19 protein-coding genes are annotated in these 18,921 nt (G+C 73.7%); 13 read left to right on the top strand and 6 right to left on the bottom strand.

Annotated elements, in window-relative coordinates; all coding sequences use genetic code 11:
* Positions 1-223: 223 nt before the first annotated feature.
* Together SM573_RS29375 and SM573_RS29370 are read right to left on the bottom strand one after the other, a co-directional pair.
* Positions 224-1,159 carry a phytanoyl-CoA dioxygenase family protein gene (locus SM573_RS29375; protein WP_474614553.1) on the bottom strand — a complete coding sequence of 312 codons (936 nt, stop codon included), beginning with the start codon at positions 1,157-1,159 and terminating at the stop codon, positions 224-226.
* A gap of 173 nt (positions 1,160-1,332) precedes the next feature.
* Positions 1,333-2,199 (bottom strand): hypothetical protein, encoded by an 867-nt coding sequence (locus tag SM573_RS29370; RefSeq protein WP_474614552.1) that lies wholly within the window; start codon positions 2,197-2,199, stop codon positions 1,333-1,335.
* A 389-nt stretch (positions 2,200-2,588) separates the two neighbouring features.
* Between SM573_RS29370 and SM573_RS29365 the strand changes: the two genes are divergently transcribed.
* Positions 2,589-3,353, top strand: coding sequence for an SDR family NAD(P)-dependent oxidoreductase (locus tag SM573_RS29365; RefSeq protein ID WP_474614551.1), 765 nt, complete (start codon positions 2,589-2,591; stop codon positions 3,351-3,353).
* 78 nt (positions 3,354-3,431) lie between these two features.
* Here the strand turns inward: SM573_RS29365 and SM573_RS29360 are convergent, their stop codons facing one another.
* Positions 3,432-4,235 (bottom strand): enoyl-CoA hydratase-related protein, encoded by an 804-nt coding sequence (locus tag SM573_RS29360; RefSeq protein ID WP_474617528.1) that lies wholly within the window; start codon positions 4,233-4,235, stop codon positions 3,432-3,434.
* A 19-nt stretch (positions 4,236-4,254) separates the two neighbouring features.
* On the opposite strand from SM573_RS29360, the gene hemW reads away from it, so the two are divergent.
* Entirely contained in the window at positions 4,255-5,478 is a 1,224-nt protein-coding gene (gene hemW / locus SM573_RS29355) for a radical SAM family heme chaperone HemW (RefSeq protein WP_474617551.1), read from the top strand.
* 108 nt (positions 5,479-5,586) lie between these two features.
* Here hemW and SM573_RS29350 read toward each other — a convergent pair whose 3' ends face one another.
* Positions 5,587-6,234 (bottom strand): DUF4870 domain-containing protein, encoded by a 648-nt coding sequence (locus tag SM573_RS29350; protein ID WP_474614549.1) that lies wholly within the window; start codon positions 6,232-6,234, stop codon positions 5,587-5,589.
* A 249-nt stretch (positions 6,235-6,483) separates the two neighbouring features.
* Between SM573_RS29350 and hrcA the strand changes: the two genes are divergently transcribed.
* The 3 genes from hrcA to SM573_RS29335 all read left to right on the top strand — a co-directional run bounded on the left by hrcA (position 6,484) and on the right by SM573_RS29335 (position 9,560).
* Positions 6,484-7,506: a heat-inducible transcriptional repressor HrcA gene (gene hrcA, locus SM573_RS29345; RefSeq protein WP_474614548.1), complete on the top strand. Its 1,023-nt coding sequence runs from the start codon at positions 6,484-6,486 to the stop codon at positions 7,504-7,506.
* Positions 7,507-7,576: 70 nt separating this feature from the next.
* On the top strand, positions 7,577-8,722 hold the full coding sequence (gene dnaJ / locus SM573_RS29340) for a molecular chaperone DnaJ (RefSeq protein ID WP_474614547.1): 1,146 nt from the start codon (positions 7,577-7,579) through the stop codon (positions 8,720-8,722).
* Between the two features lie 103 nt (positions 8,723-8,825).
* Positions 8,826-9,560 carry a 16S rRNA (uracil(1498)-N(3))-methyltransferase gene (locus SM573_RS29335; RefSeq protein ID WP_474617527.1) on the top strand — a complete coding sequence of 245 codons (735 nt, stop codon included), beginning with the start codon at positions 8,826-8,828 and terminating at the stop codon, positions 9,558-9,560.
* Between the two features lie 24 nt (positions 9,561-9,584).
* Here the strand turns inward: SM573_RS29335 and SM573_RS29330 are convergent, their stop codons facing one another.
* Entirely contained in the window at positions 9,585-10,346 is a 762-nt protein-coding gene (locus SM573_RS29330) for an SDR family NAD(P)-dependent oxidoreductase (protein WP_474614545.1), read from the bottom strand.
* A 167-nt stretch (positions 10,347-10,513) separates the two neighbouring features.
* Between SM573_RS29330 and SM573_RS29325 the strand changes: the two genes are divergently transcribed.
* The 8 genes from SM573_RS29325 (at position 10,514) to SM573_RS29290 (ending at position 18,078) form a co-directional block, all read left to right on the top strand.
* Positions 10,514-10,873, top strand: a complete 360-nt coding sequence (locus SM573_RS29325) for a histidine triad nucleotide-binding protein (protein ID WP_474614544.1) — start codon at positions 10,514-10,516, stop codon at positions 10,871-10,873.
* Between the two features lie 26 nt (positions 10,874-10,899).
* Entirely contained in the window at positions 10,900-12,246 is a 1,347-nt protein-coding gene (locus SM573_RS29320; RefSeq protein ID WP_474617550.1) for a serine hydrolase domain-containing protein, read from the top strand.
* Positions 12,247-12,470: 224 nt separating this feature from the next.
* The gene (locus SM573_RS29315; protein ID WP_474614543.1) at positions 12,471-13,532 is read left to right on the top strand and encodes a PhoH family protein; all 1,062 of its coding nucleotides are present in this window, start codon (positions 12,471-12,473) and stop codon (positions 13,530-13,532) included.
* Between the two features lie 15 nt (positions 13,533-13,547).
* Positions 13,548-14,015, top strand: coding sequence for an rRNA maturation RNase YbeY (gene ybeY / locus SM573_RS29310; protein WP_474614542.1), 468 nt, complete (start codon positions 13,548-13,550; stop codon positions 14,013-14,015).
* Complete coding sequence (locus SM573_RS29305) at positions 13,997-15,412, top strand: hemolysin family protein (RefSeq protein ID WP_474614635.1); 1,416 nt, start codon at positions 13,997-13,999, stop codon at positions 15,410-15,412. Before ybeY ends, SM573_RS29305 begins: the two co-directional genes overlap by 19 nt.
* A complete protein-coding gene (locus SM573_RS29300; protein ID WP_474617526.1) occupies positions 15,405-15,791 on the top strand; it encodes a cytidine deaminase in 387 nt (128 codons plus the stop codon). The genes SM573_RS29305 and SM573_RS29300 overlap by 8 nt, the downstream gene beginning before the upstream one ends.
* Before the next feature lie 55 nt (positions 15,792-15,846).
* Positions 15,847-16,755: a GTPase Era gene (gene era / locus SM573_RS29295; RefSeq protein WP_474614540.1), complete on the top strand. Its 909-nt coding sequence runs from the start codon at positions 15,847-15,849 to the stop codon at positions 16,753-16,755.
* A 216-nt stretch (positions 16,756-16,971) separates the two neighbouring features.
* Entirely contained in the window at positions 16,972-18,078 is a 1,107-nt protein-coding gene (locus SM573_RS29290) for an acyltransferase family protein (protein ID WP_474614539.1), read from the top strand.
* Here the strand turns inward: SM573_RS29290 and SM573_RS29285 are convergent.
* A complete protein-coding gene (locus SM573_RS29285; RefSeq protein ID WP_474614538.1) occupies positions 18,059-18,907 on the bottom strand; it encodes a DUF4097 family beta strand repeat-containing protein in 849 nt (282 codons plus the stop codon). The two genes, SM573_RS29290 and SM573_RS29285, sit on opposite strands and share 20 nt — an antisense overlap.
* Positions 18,908-18,921: the final 14 nt, after the last annotated feature.

Raw genomic sequence — 18,921 nt, 5'->3', positions numbered from 1 at the left:
ACCGTCGGCGCGATCTCCGTGGGCGCCCCGGCGCGATCCCGTCCGCGTCTCCCGGCGCGATCCCGTCCGCGTCTCCCGGCGTGATCGCCGTCGGCGTCTCCGGGCGCGGTCGAGGCCGTCGGGCGGCGGCGGTCGGAGCGGGGCGCCGCGAGGGGGTAACCGGCCCGGACGGCGAAGGGCCCCCGCCTCGCGCGTGGCGACGGCGGGGGCCCTTCGTCCGTGCTCAGCGGAGCCAGGGGATGTTGCGGTCGAGCAGACCGCGCTCCTTGAGCTCCTTGCGCAGCGGGATCTCGTCGTCGATGTAGCCGTCCCAGTTGATGCCCCAGTAGTTCGCGGTGTGCGTGCCCTCACCGCAGAGCTGGCGCTGCACCGGCGTGCGGTTGGCCCACCACTCGCCGTCCTTGTCGATGTGCAGCTCGTCGAGCGGGCGGATCCACCGGTAGGTGTAGCCGATGAAGAGCATCTTGCGGGTGATGTTCGACAGGTTCGTCGACCGGGAGTGCCACTGGCGGCGGTCGAAGATGAACGCGTCGCCCGGGTTGGCGGTGATCTCCACCGTGCCCTCCGGGTCGGGGTTGTGCACCGTCAGGTCGTCCGGCCGCGGCAGCGAGTTCCACAGGTGGCTGCCCGGGATGACCTTGGTGGCGCCCCGGCCGGTCTCCGACAGGTCGGAGAGCACGTACGCGACCTTGAGTGAGAACATCGGCCGCGGGACGTTCGGGTCCATGGTCTCCGGGTCGGAGTTCTGGCGGTACCCGTCCTGGTGCCAGCCCCAGTACGGCTTCTCCGGCTCGAGCGCCGGCGGGGTCACGTCCAGGTGGTTGTGGTGCGTGTAGATGTTCCACCCGGCCAGGCCCCACATGTACGGGAAGGCGATGGGGTGGGTGAGCAGGTCGCCGAAGAGCTCGTCCCGCTCGAGGAAGCCGAGCAGGTGCAGGGTGCCGTCCTTGGTGGTGTTGCCCTTGGCCTTCTCCTCGGCGTAGACGCGGTCGACCGCCTCTTCGAGCGCCGCCCGGTGGTCCTCCGTCAGGACATTGCGCAGCAGCAGGAAGCCCTGCTCGTGGAACTCCTTGCGGTCTACGTCACTGATCGGTTCGTAACCGGTCCGGCCGCCGTAGTCGAACGCCACGTCGTACCCCTCCCCATGAGGCGAAACCATTTCTGGCACAGGCCGCCGATGGTAACGCGGCCGACCGGGGGCGGGGGAGGGCGCTGACGGCACCTTGACCATGGGCAGCGGCACCGATGCGAACGGTTACGAAAATTGCGGCAAAAAGCGTGACTGCGCCAGTTTGTCCGATTGTGCGATTACCGGCGGTAAGGAAATCCGGGTCAGGAATCCTCGGCGAAGACCTCGGCGACCACCCGGTCCCCCGCCTGCCGCTCCCCGGGGACGGCCGTCCAGGTCCCCTCGCGGGCGGTCCACTCCAGCCCCTCGAAGCGGACCCGCTTCACCCCGTGGTCCTGCGCGTGGGAGACGAGCCAGTGCGCGTACCGCCAGCCGTTGCGCGGGTCGCTCGCGGCCAGGGTGAGCCCGGTCAGCTCGGCGGGGTCGGCGCTGCCGGCAACCCCCCAGTCCAGCTCCAGGCTGCGGGTCAGCGCGGCCGCCGCCTCCGCGCCGCGCATCACCGGGGTGCGCCCGACCGAGCAGGCCACCGCCCCGGTCACGTCGCCGAGCAGCGCCCGGGTCAGCACCGACGACTCGTCGGCCCACTTCTGGTACGCCTCGGGGAAGGCGGAGCGCTGCACGCGCTGGGCGGCGTCGGTGATCCGCATCTTCTCCCAGCCCCGCACCTTCTTCAGCGCCGAGTAGAACCGCTTCGCCGCGTACCGCGGGTTGCTGATCTGTTTCGGGGTGCCCCAGCCCTGGCTGGGGCGCTGCTGGAACAGGCCGATCGAGTCCCGGTCACCGTCGGGGAGGTTGCGCAGGCCGGACTCCTGATAGGCGGTCGCGAGCGCGACCACGACGCCGCGTTCCGGCATCTCCAGCTGAGCGCCGATCGCCGCGATCGTGGCCGCGTTGGCCATCTGCTCGGCGTCCAACGTCACGCGGCCGTCCGCCTGGACGGTGCAGCTCCGGCCGGCCAGGGGGAGCCGCAGGTCGCCGCCGATCCGCTGGACGAGGACCAGGACACCCACCACGGCGAGCAGGACGAGCGCCACGCCGCCGGCCACTACCGCCCGAGTTCGCACCCACACCCCCTGTTCGACAGCTCGACAAGCGTACGTCCCCCGTCGGCCCTCCCGGGGCGTCCGACCGGTTCCGACGGCCCGGCCGGGGGCAGCGTTCCCGCCCCGGCTGCGGTCTCACCTGCCCGGAGGCCCGGGTGTCCGGTGCCGCGCGGTGACGAGGGCGTACCTGCCGCGAGATCCAGCGGTCTCTGGCAGAGCACCGTACGTGCCCGCGCGCGGCCTGTCACGAGCGTCACGACGCGGACGCCCGCCCGGACGGAATCGATTGACCTGTCAAGGACTTGAATTGACATGTCAATTAGGGAGCTCACCCCCTTCAGGCGGGCTCCCACGGCGTAGCCCGGACGGCCGTGCACAGGGCCGTCACGGGCAGCCCCGAACCGAGGAGGATTGCCATGGGAACGCTGGACGGCAAGGTCGTGCTCATCACCGGCACCGGTGGGGGCCTGGGACGGGTAGCGTCGCTGGCCTTCGCGCGGGAGGGCGCGAAGGTCGTCGGGGCCGACATCCAGGTCGCGGGCAACGACGAGACCGTCGAACTCGTCCGCCGGGCTGGCGGCGAGATGACCGGGATCGCGCCCGTCGACCTCACCGACCCGGAGCAGGTGCGCCGCTTCGTCGAGGACGCCGCGGCGGTGTACGGCGGCCTCGACGTGGTCTACAACAACGCGGCGGCGCTCCGCTTCGGCCCGATGCCGGACTTCTCCGTGGAGGACTGGCGGGCGACCATCGTGGGCGAACTGGACATCCCGTTCTACGTGTCCAAGTACGCGTGGCCGCACCTGGTCCGTCGAGGTGGCGGCGTCATCATCAGCGCCGCGTCCATGGCCGGCATGATCGCCGGTGAGGTCCCCCCGATGGTGGCGCACGCCGCCGCCAACGCGGGCATCATCGGCATGACCCGGCAGCTGGCGCTGGAGGGTGCACGTCACGGGATCCGCGCGGTGGCGGTCAGCCCCGGGCCGATCCTGACCCCGGCCAGCGAGCGCGACCTCGGCGACAACCAGGAGGCGCGGGACGCCATCACCGCGAAGACCCTCGTGAAGCGGTTCGCCCGACCCGAGGAGGTCGCCGAACTGGTGGTCTTCCTCGCCTCGGACCGGGCGGCGTACATCACCGGGGCGAACTACCCGGTCGACGGCGGCGCGACCGCGTGGTGACGGTCGCGGCGGTCGGGACGCCCCTGCCACCGGGGGCGTCCCGACGCGTCGTGCGCCCCGGCGACGGGGGCACGACGCTCAGCCCCGAGGCGGCGAGGGGTCGGCCACCGGCACCCACCGGGCCGGGCGCTTCTCCCGGAACGCCAGCACGCCCTCCCGTCCCTCCTCGGAGAGGAAGTAGCCGGTCGACAGGGCGCCCAGCTCGGCGATCTCGGCGCGCAGGTCCGTGGCGGCGGGTCGGCGCAGCAGCTCCTTGGCCCCGGCCAGCGCGCCCGGCGCACCCCGTACCAACGATCCGCAGTACCGCCCGACCGCGGCGTCCAGCTCGGCGGCGGGCACCGCGGCGGTGACCAGGCCGATCTCGGCGGCCCGCCGGCCGTCGAAGGTGTCCCCGGTCAGGTACAGCTCGGCCGCCGCCCGCGGGTGCAGGCGCGGCAGCACGGTCGCCGAGATCACCGCGGGGATCACCCCGATCCGCACCTCGGTGAACGCGAAGGTCGCCTCCTCGGCGCAGACGGCCAGGTCGGCCGCGGCGATGAGCCCCAGGCCGCCGGCGCGGGCCGGGCCGGCGACCCGGGCCACCACCGGCTTCGGGCACTCCCAGACGGCGGCGAGCACGTCGCCCAGCATGCCGGCCGGCACCGTCCCGCCGGCGTACGCGGCGGCCGTCTCCTTGAGGTCCGCCCCGGAGCAGAAGACCGGGCCGGCGTGGTCGAGCACGATCACCCGGACCGCGTCGTCCGCGACGGCGGCCGCCAGGCCGGCGAGCAGCTGCGTCATCAGCGGGGTGGAGAGCGCGTTGCGGTTGTGCGGGCTGTCCAGGGTGAGGGTGGTCACCCCGTGGGCCGTGGCGACCCGCACGAGCGCGTCGGGAGAGGTCATGCCGGGCACACTAGTGGCCATGCCCGGCGTCCTTCCAGAAGGCGAACCCGTCCCGGCCGACGGCTCGCTGCCCGCCACCGCCACCCGCGAGGTCGGCGCGCGCGGGTTCGGCGTGTACGTCCACGTGCCGTTCTGCGCGAGCCGCTGCGGCTACTGCGACTTCAACACCTACACCGCGGCCGAGCTGGGCGGGGGCGCCACCCGGGAGGCGTACGCGGACACCGTCCTGGCCGAGCTGCGGCTCGCCGGCCGGGTGCTCGGGGACACCCCGCCCCGGCGCGTCGACACCGTCTTCGTGGGCGGCGGCACCCCGACCCTGCTCCCCACCGACGACCTGGCCCGGATCCTGGACGCCGTCGACCGCACCTGGGGGCTCGCGCCGGACGCCGAGGTGACCACGGAGGCCAACCCGGAGTCGGTCACGCCCGAGTCGCTCAAGGCGCTGCGGGCCGCCGGCTACACCCGGATCTCGCTGGGCATGCAGTCCGCCTCGCCCGGCGTGCTGGCGATCCTGGACCGGAAGCACAGCGCCGGCCGGGCCACCGCGGCCGCCGCGGAGGCCCGCGACGCCGGGTTCGACCACGTGAACCTCGACCTGATCTACGGCACGCCGGGGGAGCGCGCCGAGGACTTCGCCCGCTCGCTGGACGAGGTGGTCGCCGCCGGGGTCGACCACGTCAGCGCGTACGCCCTCATCGTGGAGGACGGCACCCGGCTCGCCGCCCGGATGCGCCGCGGCGAGCTGCCGTACCCCGACGACGACGTGGCGGCGGACCGCTACCTGGCCGCGGAGGCGGCCCTCACGGCGGCCGGGCTCTCCTGGTACGAGGTGTCCAACTGGGCCCGTACGCCGGCGGCCCGCTGCCGGCACAACCTGCTCTACTGGTCCGGCGGCGACTGGTGGGGGCTCGGGCCGGGGGCGCACAGCCACGTCGGCGGGGTGCGGTGGTGGAACGTGAAGCACCCCTCGGCGTACGCCCAGCGGCTCGCCGAGGGGCGGTCGCCCGGCCTCGCCCGGGAGATCCTCGGCCCCGACGAGGTCCACATGGAGGATGTGATGCTGCGGCTGCGCCTCGCCACGGGCCTGCCGCTGGAGGTGTTGGACGCCGCCGGGCGGGCGGGGGCGGAGCGGGCGCTCGCGGACGGCCTGCTGGCCCCGGCCGAGTACGCGGCCGGCCGCGCCGTGCTCACCCTGCGCGGCCGGCTGCTCGCCGACGCCGTCGTGCGGGACCTGCTGCCCTGAGCGGCGGTCGGGCGAGCGCCGGCCCGGCGTGACCGTCCCGGCCGGCGCGGGCGGCCCGGCCGCGGTGCGTGACCGTCCGGGCGGCCGGGGGAGCGGCCGACCGGCGGATCACTTGACGATGGTCACCGACATCGGGTAGCGGTAGAGGACGCCCTCGTTGGCCTTGATCCCGGCGATGATCCCGAAGATCAGCGGCACCAGCCACACGAGCATCGGGACGAAGAACAGCAGGCCGCAGGTGATGAGGGTGAGCACCCAGCCCGCCACGCTGGCGAGTGCCCAGGTGATCTGGAAGTTCAGCGCCGCCACGGCGTGGGCCCGCACGGTGGGTGACTGGTTGCCCCGGGTCATCATCGCGATGAGCGGCGCGACCCAGCCGAGGAGGCCGCCGCCGACGATCACGCCGACCGGGCCGCCGAAGTGGGCGACGAGCGCCCACGTCTTGTCCTCGTTGTTGGCGTAGCCGGCCGGTGGGCCGTAGCCACCCCCGGCCGGGTAGCCGACGCCGGGCGGCGGGTAGCCCCCGGGCGGAGGGTAGCCACCCGGTGGCGGGTAGCCACCCGACGGAGGTGGACCACCGGCGGGCGGGGGATAGCCACCGGGCGGGGGATAGCCACCCGCGCCCGGTGCCCCGGACAGTGGTGCGGTGGGCGGCTCGTCCGAGGCGGGCGGGCCGGGTGCTGCCGGCGGCGGGGGCGGATCCGACGGGCGGTCGCCGGGGTCACCCGCGCCGGGAGGGCGAGGTGGTTCAGTCATGGACGTCACGGTAGGGGGCGGCCACAACGGCGCGCCAGAGCCGGTGCGCCGGGGCCGTCCGCCCGAACGGCCGCGCGAATCTCCGCCGGCCGCCCGCCGTGACGTGGGCGGGGCCGCACCGGAGGTCCGTCGTTGATCATCGCGTCGGCGGGCCTGCCGACGTAGACTGGCACTCGCTACAGTCGAGTGCCAGGAACGCCGCCCGCGGTGCCGAGCGCCGGGGGCCGATGCGCGTAGGAGGTGGGGAGGATGGGTCTCGACGACCGCAAGCTCGCCGTGCTCCGCGCCATCGTCGAGGACTACGTCGCCACGCAGGAGCCGGTCGGCAGCCGCGCGCTGGTCGAGCGGCACCAGCTCGGGGTCTCCCCGGCGACGGTCCGCAACGACATGGCGGTCCTGGAGGAGGAGGGCTACATCCGGCAGCCGCACACCAGCGCCGGCCGGGTGCCCACCGACCGTGGCTACCGGCTCTTCGTGGACCGGCTGTCCCGGGTGAAGCCGCTCAGCCCGGCCGAGCGGCGGGCGATCGAGCGCTTCCTCGTCGGCGCGGTCGACCTGGACGACGTGGTGCACCGCACGGTGCGCCTGCTGGCCCAGCTGACCCGGCAGGTCGCCGTCGTGCAGTACCCGAGCCTCGCCCGCTCGTCGGTACGGCACCTGGAGCTGGTGCCGATCTCCACCACCCGGCTGATGCTGGTCATGATCGCCGACACCGGTCGGGTCGAGCAGCGGCTGGTGGAGATGCCCGCGCCGATCCCCGCCGACGACGTCACCGACCTGCGGCGGCTCGTCAACGAGAAGCTGGTCGGCACCCGCCTGTCCGAGACGCCGCCGCTGGTGCAGGCGCTGGTCGACGAGGCCACCCCCGACCGGCGCGCGGCCATGGCGACCCTCTCCAGCGTGCTGCTCGAGACGCTGGTCGAGCGGCACGAGGAGCGGATCGCGCTGGCCGGCACGGCCAACCTGACCCGCGGCGGCCTGCTCGACTTCCAGGGCACGCTGCGGCCGATCCTCGAGGCGCTCGAGGAGGAGGTCGTGCTGCTGAAGCTGATCGGCGAGGTGGAGCCGAGCACCATGCGGGTCCGCATCGGCGACGAGAACGAGATCGACAACCTCCGCGCCGCCTCGGTGGTCAGCACCGGTTACGGCCCCGGCTCGACGATCGTCGGTGGCCTGGGGGTGCTGGGCCCGACCCGGATGGACTACCCCGGCACCATCGCCACGGTGCGAGCCGTGGCACGCTACGTGGGCGATCTGCTGGCCCAGAACTAGGCAGTAACCGTCCGACCGGTTCTGGTCGGCGGCCGGCGCAACGCGAACGAACATGAGGACACGGAACGCAGTGGCCAGGGACTACTACGGCATTCTCGGCGTGAGCCGGGACGCCTCCGACGACGAGATCAAGCGTGCCTACCGCAAGCTGGCGCGCCAGTTCCACCCGGACGTCAATCCGGACCCGGAGGCCCAGGAGAAGTTCAAGGACATCAACGCCGCGTACGAGGTCCTCTCGGACGACCGGAAACGGCAGATCGTCGACCTCGGCGGCGACCCGCTCGCGCCGGGCGGCGGGGGCGCCGGTGGCCCGGGCGGGCCCGGTGGGGCCGGCCCGTTCGTCGGGTTCCAGGACATCATGGACGCCTTCTTCGGCGGCGCCACGGGTGCGTCGCGCGGGCCGCGCCCGCGTACGCGGCCCGGCGCCGACGCGATCCTGCGCCTGGAACTGGACCTGCACGAGACCGCGTTCGGCGTCGAGGCCCCCATCACCGTCGACACGGCGGTGCTCTGCACCACCTGTTCCGGCGCGGGCACCGCGGCCGGCACCCACCTCGCCACCTGTGAGGCGTGCGGCGGTCGGGGCGAGGTGCAGTCGGTGCAGCGCACCTTCCTCGGCCAGGTCGTCTCCGCCCGGCCCTGCACCGTCTGCCAGGGCTACGGCACCACCATCCCGCACCCCTGCCCGACCTGCGCCGGTGACGGCCGGGTGCGTACCCGCCGCTCGCTGACCGTGAAGATCCCGGCCGGTGTCGAGGACGGGATGCGGATCCGCCTCGCCCAGCAGGGTGAGGTCGGCCCCGGTGGCGGCACCGCCGGCGACCTCTACGTGGAGATCCACGAGCGCCCGCACGACGTGTACTCCCGCAAGGGTGACGACCTGCACTGCCGCGTCACCGTGCCGATGACCGCCGCGGCCCTCGGCACCCGGCTGACCATCAAGACGCTGGACAGCGAGGAGACCGTGGACGTCAAGCCCGGCACCCAGCCGGGCAGCACGCTGCGGCTGCGCGCCCGGGGCGTCCCGCACCTGCGCGGCACCGGCCGCGGCGACCTCTACGTCCACCTCGACGTGCGGACGCCCACCAAGCTCGACAGCGACCAGGAGCGGATGCTGCGCGAGTTCGCCAAGACGCGGGGCGAGGAGGTCGCCGAGCTGACCAAGCAGGGCGGCTTCTTCTCCCGGATGCGCGACGCGTTCAACGGTCACGCCTGAGCCAACCGGGCGAAGGCCCGCTCCGGCTGCCACCCCAACGGCGCGACGGCCATCAGCCCCCGGCTGCCCGTCCCGGCGCCGCCGGGACGGCTAGCCTGTGATCGTGTCCGCTCCGCTCTTCCTGGTCGAGTCGCTGCCCACCGCCGACACGCTGACCCTCGGTGGCCCGGAGGGGCACCACGCGGCCACCGTGCAACGGCTGCGGGTGGGCGAGGACCTGGTGCTCGCCGACGGTCGCGGCGGCACGGCCACCGCCGTGGTCACGGCCGTCGGCCGGGGCAGCCTGGAGCTGGAGCTGACCTCCCGGGGGTACGTCGACGCGGACGTGCCCCGGCTGGTGGTGGTGCAGGGCATCGCCAAGGGTGACCGGGGCGAGCTGGCCGTGCAGGCGATGACCGAGGTCGGGGTGGACGAGATCGTGCCCTGGGCGGCGTCCCGCTCGGTGGCGCAGTGGCGCGGTGAGCGGGGCGTACGGGCCCGGGAGAAGTGGGTGGCCACGGCCCGGGAGGCGGCCAAGCAGGCCCGCCGGCCGTGGTTGCCGGTGGTGGCGGGCTCGCCCGACGAGTCGACCGATCGGGTGGCCCGCCGCATCGCGGGGGCACCCGCCGCGTTCGTGCTGCACGAGGAGGCCGACGACCGGCTCACCACCGTCGAGCTGCCCGACACGGGTGAGATCGTGCTGGTGGTCGGCCCCGAGGGCGGCATCGCGCCGGCCGAGCTGGACGCGTTCACCGCGGCGGGTGCGCGCCCGGTACGCCTCGGCCCGTCCGTCCTGCGCACCTCCACGGCCGGCGTGGCCGCCCTGGCCGTCCTCGCCACCCGCCTCTCCCGCTGGTAACCCCCCCCGGCGCGGGGGTGCGGGTCAGCTGCGGAGGTAGGAGGCGCCGTTCAGGTCGATGATGGTGCCGGAGGCCCACTCCGCCTCGGGGGAGGCGAGCCAGTGCACGGCCGCCGCGATCTCCTCGGGGCGGGCGATCCGGTTGAACGGGCTCTGCGCCCGAACGCCGGCGCCCCGCTCGGCCTTCAGGTGCTCGTTGGTCATGTCGGTCTCGACGAAGCCCGGCGCGACCATGGCGACCGCGATGCCGTACGGGGCCAGCGCCACGGCGAGGGACTGCCCCATCGCGTTGAGCCCCGCCTTGCTCGCCCCGTACGCCGGGTTGGCGGGCTCGCCCCGGAACGCGCCGCGGGAGGAGACGTTGACGATCCGGCCGCCCCGGTCACGCATGTGCTGGGCGGCGCACCAGGCGGCGTTCGCGGCGCCGAACAGGTTGGTGTCCAGCACCTCGCGCCAGCGCTGCCGCCACTGCTCGTAGCTGCTCTCGAAGACCGGGTGCGGCGGGTCGGCGGGCCCGAAGACGCCCGCGTTGTTCACCAGCACGTCCAACCCGCCGAGCAGGTCGGCCGCCTCGTCCACCATCGCCTTGACCGCGTCGGGGTCGGCCAGGTCGGCCCGTACCACCACGTGCCCTTCGCCGGGAAGCGCGGCGCGCAGCTCCTCGGCCAGCGCCGCGGAGTCCCGGTGGTGGATGGCCACCCGGTCGCCGCCGGCCGCGAAGGCCCTCACCACCGCCCGCCCGATGCCGCGCGAGCCCCCCGTCACCAGTACCGCCCGTGAAGTCACGCGCGCCATCCTGCCGCACCTGAGCGGAGCCTCCGGAAGGGACCCGTCCCGTCGGGGGGCACGGTCACCACCGGGTCGTGGCCCGGCACGGCCACCACCGGCTCGGCGCGTCGTCGGAGCCGGTCCGTCCCGGCGCGGTGGCCCGGGCCCTTCCTTACACTGCCCGGATGGGATCCGACTGCCTGTTCTGCCGCATCGTCGCCGGGGAGATCCCGGCCACCGTCGTCCGGGAGACGCCCACCACGCTCGCCTTCCGTGACATCGACCCGAAGGCGCCCGTACACGTGCTGGTGATTCCCAAGGAGCACTACGCGGACGTCGCGACGCTCGCCCAGGGCGACCCGGTGCTGGCCGGGGAGGTACTCGCCACGGCCGCCGCCGTGGCCGAGGACGAGGGGCTGCTCGGCGACGGGTTCCGGCTGATGTTCAACACCGGGGCGTACGGCGGCCAGGAAGTCTTCCACGCGCACGCGCACCTGCTCGGCGGCGCGCCGCTCGGCCCGATGCTGGCCCGGAACGTCGCGTGAGCGAGACCGCGCCCCGGCTGGAGCGGATGGTGCGCCGAGTGCAGGCGCACGCGCGGATCCCCGCCGTGTCGGTGGCCCTGCACCGGGCCGACCGGCCGATGTGGACCTGCGCCGTCGGCGGCACCGGCAACGACAGCCCGCTGGGGCCGGAGACCCGGTTCCGGATCGGCTCCGTCACCAAGACCTTCACGGCGGTCCTGACGCTCCAGTGCCGCGATGACGGCCTGCTCGACCTGGACGACCCGATCGGCCGGCACCTGGACCTGCCGGCGCAGGGTGAGTTGACCGTGCGGCGGCTGCTGTCGCACACCGCGGGCCTGCAACGGGAGCCGTACGGCGACGTCTGGGACACGCTGCGGGCGCCGGACACCGAGCGGCTCCTCGCCGACCTGGCCCGGGCCGAGCGGGTGCTCCCGTCCGGTCGCCGCTACCACTACTCGAACCTGGGCATGGCGCTGCTCGGGGAGCTGGTCGCGCGGCTGCGGGGTGGCACGTGGGCCGAGGTGCTCGCCGAGCGGGTGCTGGCGCCGCTGGGGCTCACGGCCACCGGCGCCACCCCGGGGCCGACCGCGGCGACCGGCTTCCTGGTCGACGCGTACTCCGACGAGGCGCACCCGGAGCCGCCGACCGACTTCGGCGCGGTCGGTCCGGCCGCCCAGCTCTGGAGCACCGCCGGGGACATGGCCCGCTGGGCCGCCTTCCTGGCCGACCCGGCGGCGATGGACCCGGCCGGCGGGGTGCTCGCCCCGGCGACCCTCGACGAGATGCGCTGGCCGGTGACGCCGACCGACGAGACCCTCTGGACCGGCGGCTTCGGGCTGGGCCTGATCCTGGTGCCGCAGGGCGACCGGGTGGTGCACGTGGGGCACGACGGCGCGATGCCGGGTTTCCTGGCCGGTGTCTACGGCCGGCGGGGCGGGGAGGGCACGCCGGGCGCGATGGGCTGTGCCGTGCTGGTCTCATCCGGCACCGCCGCCGAGGCCCTCGACCTGCCGCACCGGCTCCTCGCCGCGGCGGTCGAGCACGACCCGGCGGAGATCGTGCCGTGGCGGCCCGGGCCACCCGCGCCCGCCGAGCTGCGGGGCCTGCTCGGCCGCTGGTGGGGTGAGGGCTTCGAGTACGTCTTCTCCTGGCACGACGGGTCGCTGCGGGCCCGTGGCGCCGACGACCCGCCCGGCAAGCCTCAGGCCGTCTTCGCGCCGGTGCCCGACCGGCCGGACGTGTTCCGCACGGTCTCCGGGCGGGAGGTCGGCGAGCTGCTGCGGCTGACCCGGGACGAGCGCGGCGCGGTGGTGCGGATGCACTGGGCGACCTACCGGTTCACCCGCCACCAGGAGACCTTCGACCGGTACGACTTCCGCGCGGGGGCGTGACCGGCTAGGGCGCGGGCGGGGCCGGTGCTCCGCCCGCGCCGCCCGGGAGCGGTGTCACCTTCGTCCTGGTCCTTCCGCTGCCTGCGGGCAGCCCCGGGGCGGGGGAAATGCACGAGGTGCCGCCGGTGTTGAACCGATACGATGGGTGGAACGTCCGCACGCCGCGCCAGCAGGGCCGGCGCCGAAATCGAGAGCAGGTGGCACAGGGCCCCTCGGCCCGATCTATGACCGGCACCCCACCTCCCGGCCCGCCCCAGGTGCAGACCCGGATCACCGTTTCCGATCCGAAGATCATGGTCAACCTGCTCGGCGCGGGCGACGAGATCCTGCGACTCGTCGAACGCTCGGTCAACAGTGACGTGCACGTCCGGGGTAACGAGATCACGATCTCGGGTGCGCCCGCGGACAACGCCCTCGCCGAGCGTCTCTTCACCGAGCTGCTCGAACTCATCGAGAAAGGCGAGACCCTGACCACTGACGCCGTACGGCGTACGGTCGGCATGCTCGAGCAGGGCAGCGCCGAGCGCCCCGCCGATGTTCTGACGCTCAACATCCTCTCCCGGCGCGGGCGCACCATCCGCCCCAAGACCCTCGGGCAGAAGCGGTACGTCGACGCCATCGACTCGCACACCATCGTCTTCGGTATCGGCCCCGCCGGCACCGGCAAGACCTACCTGGCGATGGCGAAGGCCGTCCAGGCGCTCCAGGCCAAGCAGGTCAACCGGATCATCCTCACCCGGCCGGCCGTCGAGGCGGGGGAGCGGCTGGGCTTCCTGCCCGGCACGCTCAACGAGAAGATCGACCCCTACCTGCGCCCGCTCTACGACGCGCTGCACGACATGCTCGACCCCGACTCGATCCCGAAGCTCATGGCGGCGGGCACGATCGAGGTCGCCCCGCTGGCCTACATGCGCGGCCGGACGCTCAACGACGCGTTCATCATCCTCGACGAGGCGCAGAACACCACGCCCGAGCAGATGAAGATGTTCCTCACCCGGCTCGGCTTCGGCTCCAAGATCGTCGTGACGGGTGACGTGACCCAGGTCGACCTGCCCGGCGGCACGACCAGCGGCCTGCGCGTGGTCCGGGAGATCCTGGCCGGCGTCGAGGACGTGCACTTCGCCCAGATGTCCAGCTCCGACGTGGTCCGGCACCGGCTGGTCGGCGAGATCGTCGACGCGTACGCCCGCTGGGACGCCGAGCGGGAGAACCAACAGGCGCAGAGCGTGCACGCCGTACCGGGGCGGGCCGCCCAGGGCGGCGGCCGATCCGGCCGGCGCCGCTAGATCAAGGGAAACCAGTTGTCCATCGAGATCGCCAACGAGTCGGGTGTCGAGGTCGACACCGACGCCGTTCTCGCCGTCGCCCGGCACGCCCTCGACGAGATGGGGGTCAACCCCCTCGCCGAGCTCTCCGTGCTGCTCGTCGACGTCGACTACATGACCGAGCTCAACCACCGCTGGATGGGGGGCGACGGGCCGACCGACGTGCTCGCCTTCCCCATGGACGAGGGCAGCGTCGACCACGGCCCGGGCGAGAACGCCCCGGCCGGCGGCGAACCCGCCCTCCTCGGTGACATCGTGCTCTGCCCGGAGGTGGCGGCCAAGCAGGCGGCCACCGCCGGCCACTCCGCCGCCGACGAGCTGCACCTGCTCACCGTGCACGGGGTGCTGCACCTGCTCGGTTACGACCACGCGGAGCCGGAGGAGGAGCGGGAGATGTTCGCGCTCCAGGCCCGACTGCTGGCCAGCTGGCGGTCGAGCCGGTAACGGTGATGTCCATACAGGCCTCCACAGCCGGCGCGACCGCCGGCCTGCCGGACCTGCAACTGATCGTCTTCGCCGCCGGCCTGGTGGTGCTCGCCGGGTTGATCGCGATGACCGAGGCGGCACTCGCCGCGGTCTCGCCCGCCCGGGCCGCCGAGCTGGCCCGTGACGGGGCGCGTGGCGCGCGGACGCTACAGGCGGTCGCCGGCGACGTGGTCCGGCATCTCAACCTGCTCCTGCTGCTGCGGCTGCTCGCCGAGCTGACCGCCACCACGCTGGTGGCTCTCGTCGCGGTCGACACCTTCGGCGCGGGCTGGCGGGCGGCGCTCGTCACCGCCGGCACGATGACCGTCGTCAGCTTCGTGGTGGTCGGGGTGGCCCCGCGCACCCTCGGCCGGCAGCACGCCTACGCGGTCGGCCGGGCGGTGGCCCCGCTGGTCCGGTGGCTGGGGCGCGCGCTCAACCCGCTCGCGTCGCTGCTGATCCTGATCGGCAACGCCGTGACGCCGGGCCGTGGCTTCCGCGAGGGCCCGTTCGCGACCCAGGTCGAGCTGCGCGAGCTGGTCGACCTGGCCGAGCAGCGCGGTGTGGTGGAGCACGGCGAGCGGCAGATGATCCACTCGGTCTTCGCGCTCGGCGACACCATCGCCCGGGAGGTGATGGTGCCCCGCACGGAGATGGTGTGGATAGAGGAGGGCAAGACGCTCTCCCAGGCACTGGCGCTCTTCCTGCGCTCCGGCTTCTCCCGGATCCCCGTGATCGGCGAGAACGTCGACGACGTGCTCGGCGTGCTCTACCTCAAGGACCTGATCCGCCGCGTCCGTGGCGGCGACCCGTCGGCGGAGCAGCTCCCGGTCTCGGAGCTGATGCGCCCGGCCACCTTCGTGCCGGAGTCCAAGCCCGTCGACGACCTGCTCTCCGAGATGCAGGCGGCCCGCAACCACCTGGTCATCGTCGTCGACGAGTACGGCGGCACGGGCGGCCTGGTCACGATCGAGGACATCCTCGAGGAGATCGTCGGCGAGATCACCGACGAGTACGATGTCGAGCGCCCACCGGTCGAGCGGTTGGAGGACGGGTCGGTGCGGGTCACCGCCCGGCTCCCCGTGGAGGACCTGGGCGAGCTGTTCGACACCGAGCTGCCCACCGACGAGGTGGAGACGGTCGGTGGTCTGCTGGCCCAGTCGCTGGGTCGGGTGCCGATCCCGGGGGCCCGGGTCGAGGTGGCCGGCCTGCGCCTGGTCGCCGAGGGCACCACCGGCCGGCGCAACCGGATCGACACCGTGCTCGTGAGCCGGGTCGAGCCGACCGACCAGCAGGAGAGCCCGGGGCGCGGCGAGACCGCCGAGCCGCGGGGCAACCACAACCGAGTCGAGGAGAGGCAACCCGCCGATGCCTGAGTCGCCCGCCGTGCCCGCCGCCCGGCCCACCCCGTCCGCGCCGGTCGGCCTGAGCGCCGAGGACGCCAAGTTGGTCGTCCTGGCCCGGGGCGCCCGTGGTCGGGTCGGTGCCGTGGAGGGTGCGGCCGTCCGCGACCAGGACGGCCGGACGTACGCCGCCGCGAGCGTCGCGCTGCCCTCGCTGGCGCTCACCGCGCTCCAGCTGGCGGTCGCCTCGGCGGTTGCCGCGGGCGCGACCCGGCTGGAGGCGGCCGTGGTGGTGACCGAGGCGTCGACGCTGGACGGCGCGGGGCACGCCGCCGTCCGCGACCTCGCCGCCGACGCGCCCATCCACGTCGCCGCGCCGGACGGCACCGTCCTCGGCACGGTGGTCGAGTGAACGGGCACGGCGCCGGGGCGACGCGCACGCCGGTGCGGCGGGGCGGGGTGGTGGCGTGAGCGCTACCGTCCGTGACCCCGAGGAGCGTCCCTACCGGGCCGGCTTCGCCTGCTTCGTCGGGCGGCCGAACGCCGGCAAGTCGACGCTGACCAACGCGATCGTCGGTCAGAAGATCGCCATCACCTCGAACAAGCCGCAGACGACCCGGCACGTCATCCGGGCGGTCCTGCACCGGCCGGAGTCGCAGCTCGTCCTCGTCGACACCCCGGGTCTGCACCGTCCCCGTACGCTGCTCGGCGAGCGCCTCAACGACCTGGTCCGCCAGACCTGGAGCGAGGTCGACGTGATCGGGCTCTGCATCCCGGCGGACGAGCCGATCGGGCGGGGCGACCGGTTCATCAGCGGTGAGCTGGCCGAGCTGAAGGCCACCGTGCTGGCCGTCGTCACGAAGACCGACCTGGTCGACCGGCAGCGCCTCGCCGAGCAGCTGCTCGCGGTGGGCGAGCTGGGCGAGTTCGCCGCCGTGGTGCCGGTGAGCGCGGTGTCGGGTCACCAGGTCGACACCCTGGTCGACGTGATGACCGGTTACCTGCCGGTCTCCCCGCAGCTCTACCCGGACGACATGCTCACCGACGACCCCGAGCAGGTGCTCGTCGCCGAGCTGATCCGGGAGGCGGCGCTGGAGGGGGTCCGCGACGAGTTGCCGCACTCCATCGCCGTGGTCGTGGAGGAGATGATCCCCGAGGGGCAACTCATGCGGATCTTCGCCGACGTGTACGTCGAGCGGCCCAGCCAGAAGGCGATCGTGATCGGCCACCGGGGCAGCCGCCTCAAGCAGGTCGGCACCGCCGCCCGTCACCAGATCGAGGAGCTGCTCGGCACCCGCGTCTTCCTCGACCTGCACGTCCGGGTGGCGAAGGACTGGCAGCGCGACCCGAAGCAGCTGCGCAAGCTCGGCTTCTGACCGCCCCGTCGTCGATCAGCCGTACGGCTCCTGCCGTACGGCTGATCTGCATCGGTCAAACGGATGGCCGACTCGTCGGCCGTAGGGGGTAGCGACTGATCCGACTCGGTCGGATGTATGGGGATTTTCACCTCCGAGTGGGCCGTGCGCCCGTTTGCCGGCGGCGCGGCGGAGGGTAGGAGACATCCGCCGCGCCCCCGACACAGATGCAGGCTGATGCGAAACAGATACCTGGACCTGCTCCGCTTCCTGGCCATCGTCCGAGTCGTCGTCTACCACGTGACCGGCCTCGCCTCGCTGACCCTGGTGTTTCCCGCGATGTCGGTGATGTTCGCGCTGGCCGGGTCCCTGATGGCCGCCTCCCTGGACCGGTCCGGGTCGTCGGCGGTGCTTCGTCGCCTGCGTCGCCTGCTGCCGTCGCTGTGGGTGCTCGCGGCGATCTTCGTGCCGGCGATGCTGCTCAGCGGGATGCCGCTCACGCCGCGCGTGCTGCTCTGGTTCTTCCCGGTCTCCGACCCGCCCGCCAACTACTGGGGGGCGTTGGCGCTGAGCCCGATCTGGTACCTGCGGGACTACCTGTGGTTCGTGCTGGCCTCACCGATCGCGCTCTGGCTGTTCCGCCGGGCCCCGCTGCCCACCCTCCTCGCCCCGTACGCCCTGCTCGTGGCGATCGAGTCGGGGATCTGGTCGACGGCGCCCGGGCCCGTCCGGGAGTTCGGCCTCTACTTCGGCGCGTGGCTGCTCGGCTTCGCCCACCACGCGGGGATGCTGCGCCGGCTCGCCAACCGGGTGCTCGTGCCCGCGGTCCTGGTGTTCGCCGCCGCCGGTGGGGCATGGATCTTCACCCACCCCGGCCCGCGCGGCTTCGACCTCAACGACAACCACCTCGGCAACGCCCTCTGGTCGGCGGCGTTCATCCTGGTCGTGCTCGGCCGGGGACCGGCGGGCGCGGCGTGGGTCGACCGGTTCGCGCCGTTCGGGCGGGCGGTGACCGTGGTGAACCGGCGCGCGCTGACGGTGTATCTCTGGCACATGCCGTTCGTGGTGGCGCTCACCCCGCTGTTCGACGGGGTGGGCTGGTCGCACGAGGACCCGCGCGGTCTCGCCATCCGGGTGGTGCTGGTCTTCGCCCTGGTCGGCGTGGTGACGCTGGCCGTGGGCTGGGTGGAGGATCTCGCCGCACGGCGGCGGCCGGAGCTGGTGCCGGGTGGTCGACGGGACGCGACGCGCGCCGGGGCACCGACGTCGACCGGGGACCGGCTGCCGGCGCAGCGGACCGCGCCGGAGGTGGCGAAGCCGGCGGTCAGCGCTGGGCGACCCTGACGTTGCCGCTGCTGGTGCTCACGTCGAGCACCAGCGCCGCGCTCGGGACGTCCGCGACCGAGACGTCCTCGTCGCCCGAGCCGGCCCGGGCGTGCACCTGGTAGGGGCCCGGGGGGACGAGCACGTCGACGTCCCCGCTGGTGGCGTGCACCCGGGCCGAGACGGCCTTCTCGGTCTCCACGTTGACGTTGCCGGACCTGGCCTCGGCATCCACCTGGCCCTGCAGCCGGCGGGCCGAGATGTCGCCGGAGGAGGTGCGCAGGCTGACCGGCCCGGTCGCCTCGGACACCTCGATGTCGCCGGAGTCGCACTCCACGCGGACGGGGCCGGTGGTGCCGGTCAGCCGGGCGCTGCCCGAGTGCAGCCGCAGCTCCACCGTGCCGACGCGGCTCAACTCGACGTCGCCGGACCCGCTCTCGCCCTGCACGTTGACGCCCTGTGGGGCGGTCACCTCGTAGGAGACGCTGCACCGGGAGCCGCAGTCCGTGTCGAGCACCAGCTCGTTGCCCTTGATCTCGTACTTCGCGTCCGGCTGGGCGCCCTGGTAGCGCACGATCCGTTTGATCTGCACCTCGTCGGCGGTGCCGGTCGCCCGCACCACGACGTCACCCGAGCCGGACTCGACCCGGATCGTCGTGATGCGCACCGACTCCGTGTTCTCGAAGTCCAGCCGTCGGTACGACAGGTTGTCGCACCCGGTGAGGAGAATGAGCGTGGCGGCGGCGCCCAGCGCGACCGGGCCGACGGCACGACGCCGGGCCGGGCCCGCGATCGGGGGGCGGCGGTCGGTGCGGGAGCGGTCGCCGCGGGCGGCGGAGAGCACGATCATGAGGGGCACGTTAC

The sequence above is a fragment of the Micromonospora xinjiangensis genome, assembly GCF_056150165.1.
The sequence above is the reverse complement of the archived record's forward strand: the minus strand, read 5'-3'. Positions and strand labels throughout refer to the sequence as shown.

Bases quoted from the DNA above. Each gene is read 5' to 3' on its own strand.
- hemW (WP_474617551.1), top strand. From the start codon at position 4,255: ATGCCCGGCGTCCTTCCAGAAGGCGAACCCGTCCCGGCCGACGGCTCG.
- SM573_RS29350 (WP_474614549.1), bottom strand. From the start codon at position 6,234: ATGACTGAACCACCTCGCCCTCCCGGCGCGGGTGACCCCGGCGACCGC.
- SM573_RS29315 (WP_474614543.1), top strand. From the start codon at position 12,471: ATGACCGGCACCCCACCTCCCGGCCCGCCCCAGGTGCAGACCCGGATC.
- SM573_RS29320 (WP_474617550.1), top strand. From the start codon at position 10,900: ATGGTGCGCCGAGTGCAGGCGCACGCGCGGATCCCCGCCGTGTCGGTG.
- SM573_RS29285 (WP_474614538.1), bottom strand. From the start codon at position 18,907: ATGATCGTGCTCTCCGCCGCCCGCGGCGACCGCTCCCGCACCGACCGC.
- SM573_RS29375 (WP_474614553.1), bottom strand. From the start codon at position 1,159: ATGGTTTCGCCTCATGGGGAGGGGTACGACGTGGCGTTCGACTACGGC.
- SM573_RS29365 (WP_474614551.1), top strand. From the start codon at position 2,589: ATGGGAACGCTGGACGGCAAGGTCGTGCTCATCACCGGCACCGGTGGG.
- SM573_RS29360 (WP_474617528.1), bottom strand. From the start codon at position 4,235: ATGACCTCTCCCGACGCGCTCGTGCGGGTCGCCACGGCCCACGGGGTG.
- hrcA (WP_474614548.1), top strand. From the start codon at position 6,484: ATGGGTCTCGACGACCGCAAGCTCGCCGTGCTCCGCGCCATCGTCGAG.
- SM573_RS29290 (WP_474614539.1), top strand. From the start codon at position 16,972: ATGCGAAACAGATACCTGGACCTGCTCCGCTTCCTGGCCATCGTCCGA.
- SM573_RS29325 (WP_474614544.1), top strand. From the start codon at position 10,514: ATGGGATCCGACTGCCTGTTCTGCCGCATCGTCGCCGGGGAGATCCCG.
- SM573_RS29300 (WP_474617526.1), top strand. From the start codon at position 15,405: ATGCCTGAGTCGCCCGCCGTGCCCGCCGCCCGGCCCACCCCGTCCGCG.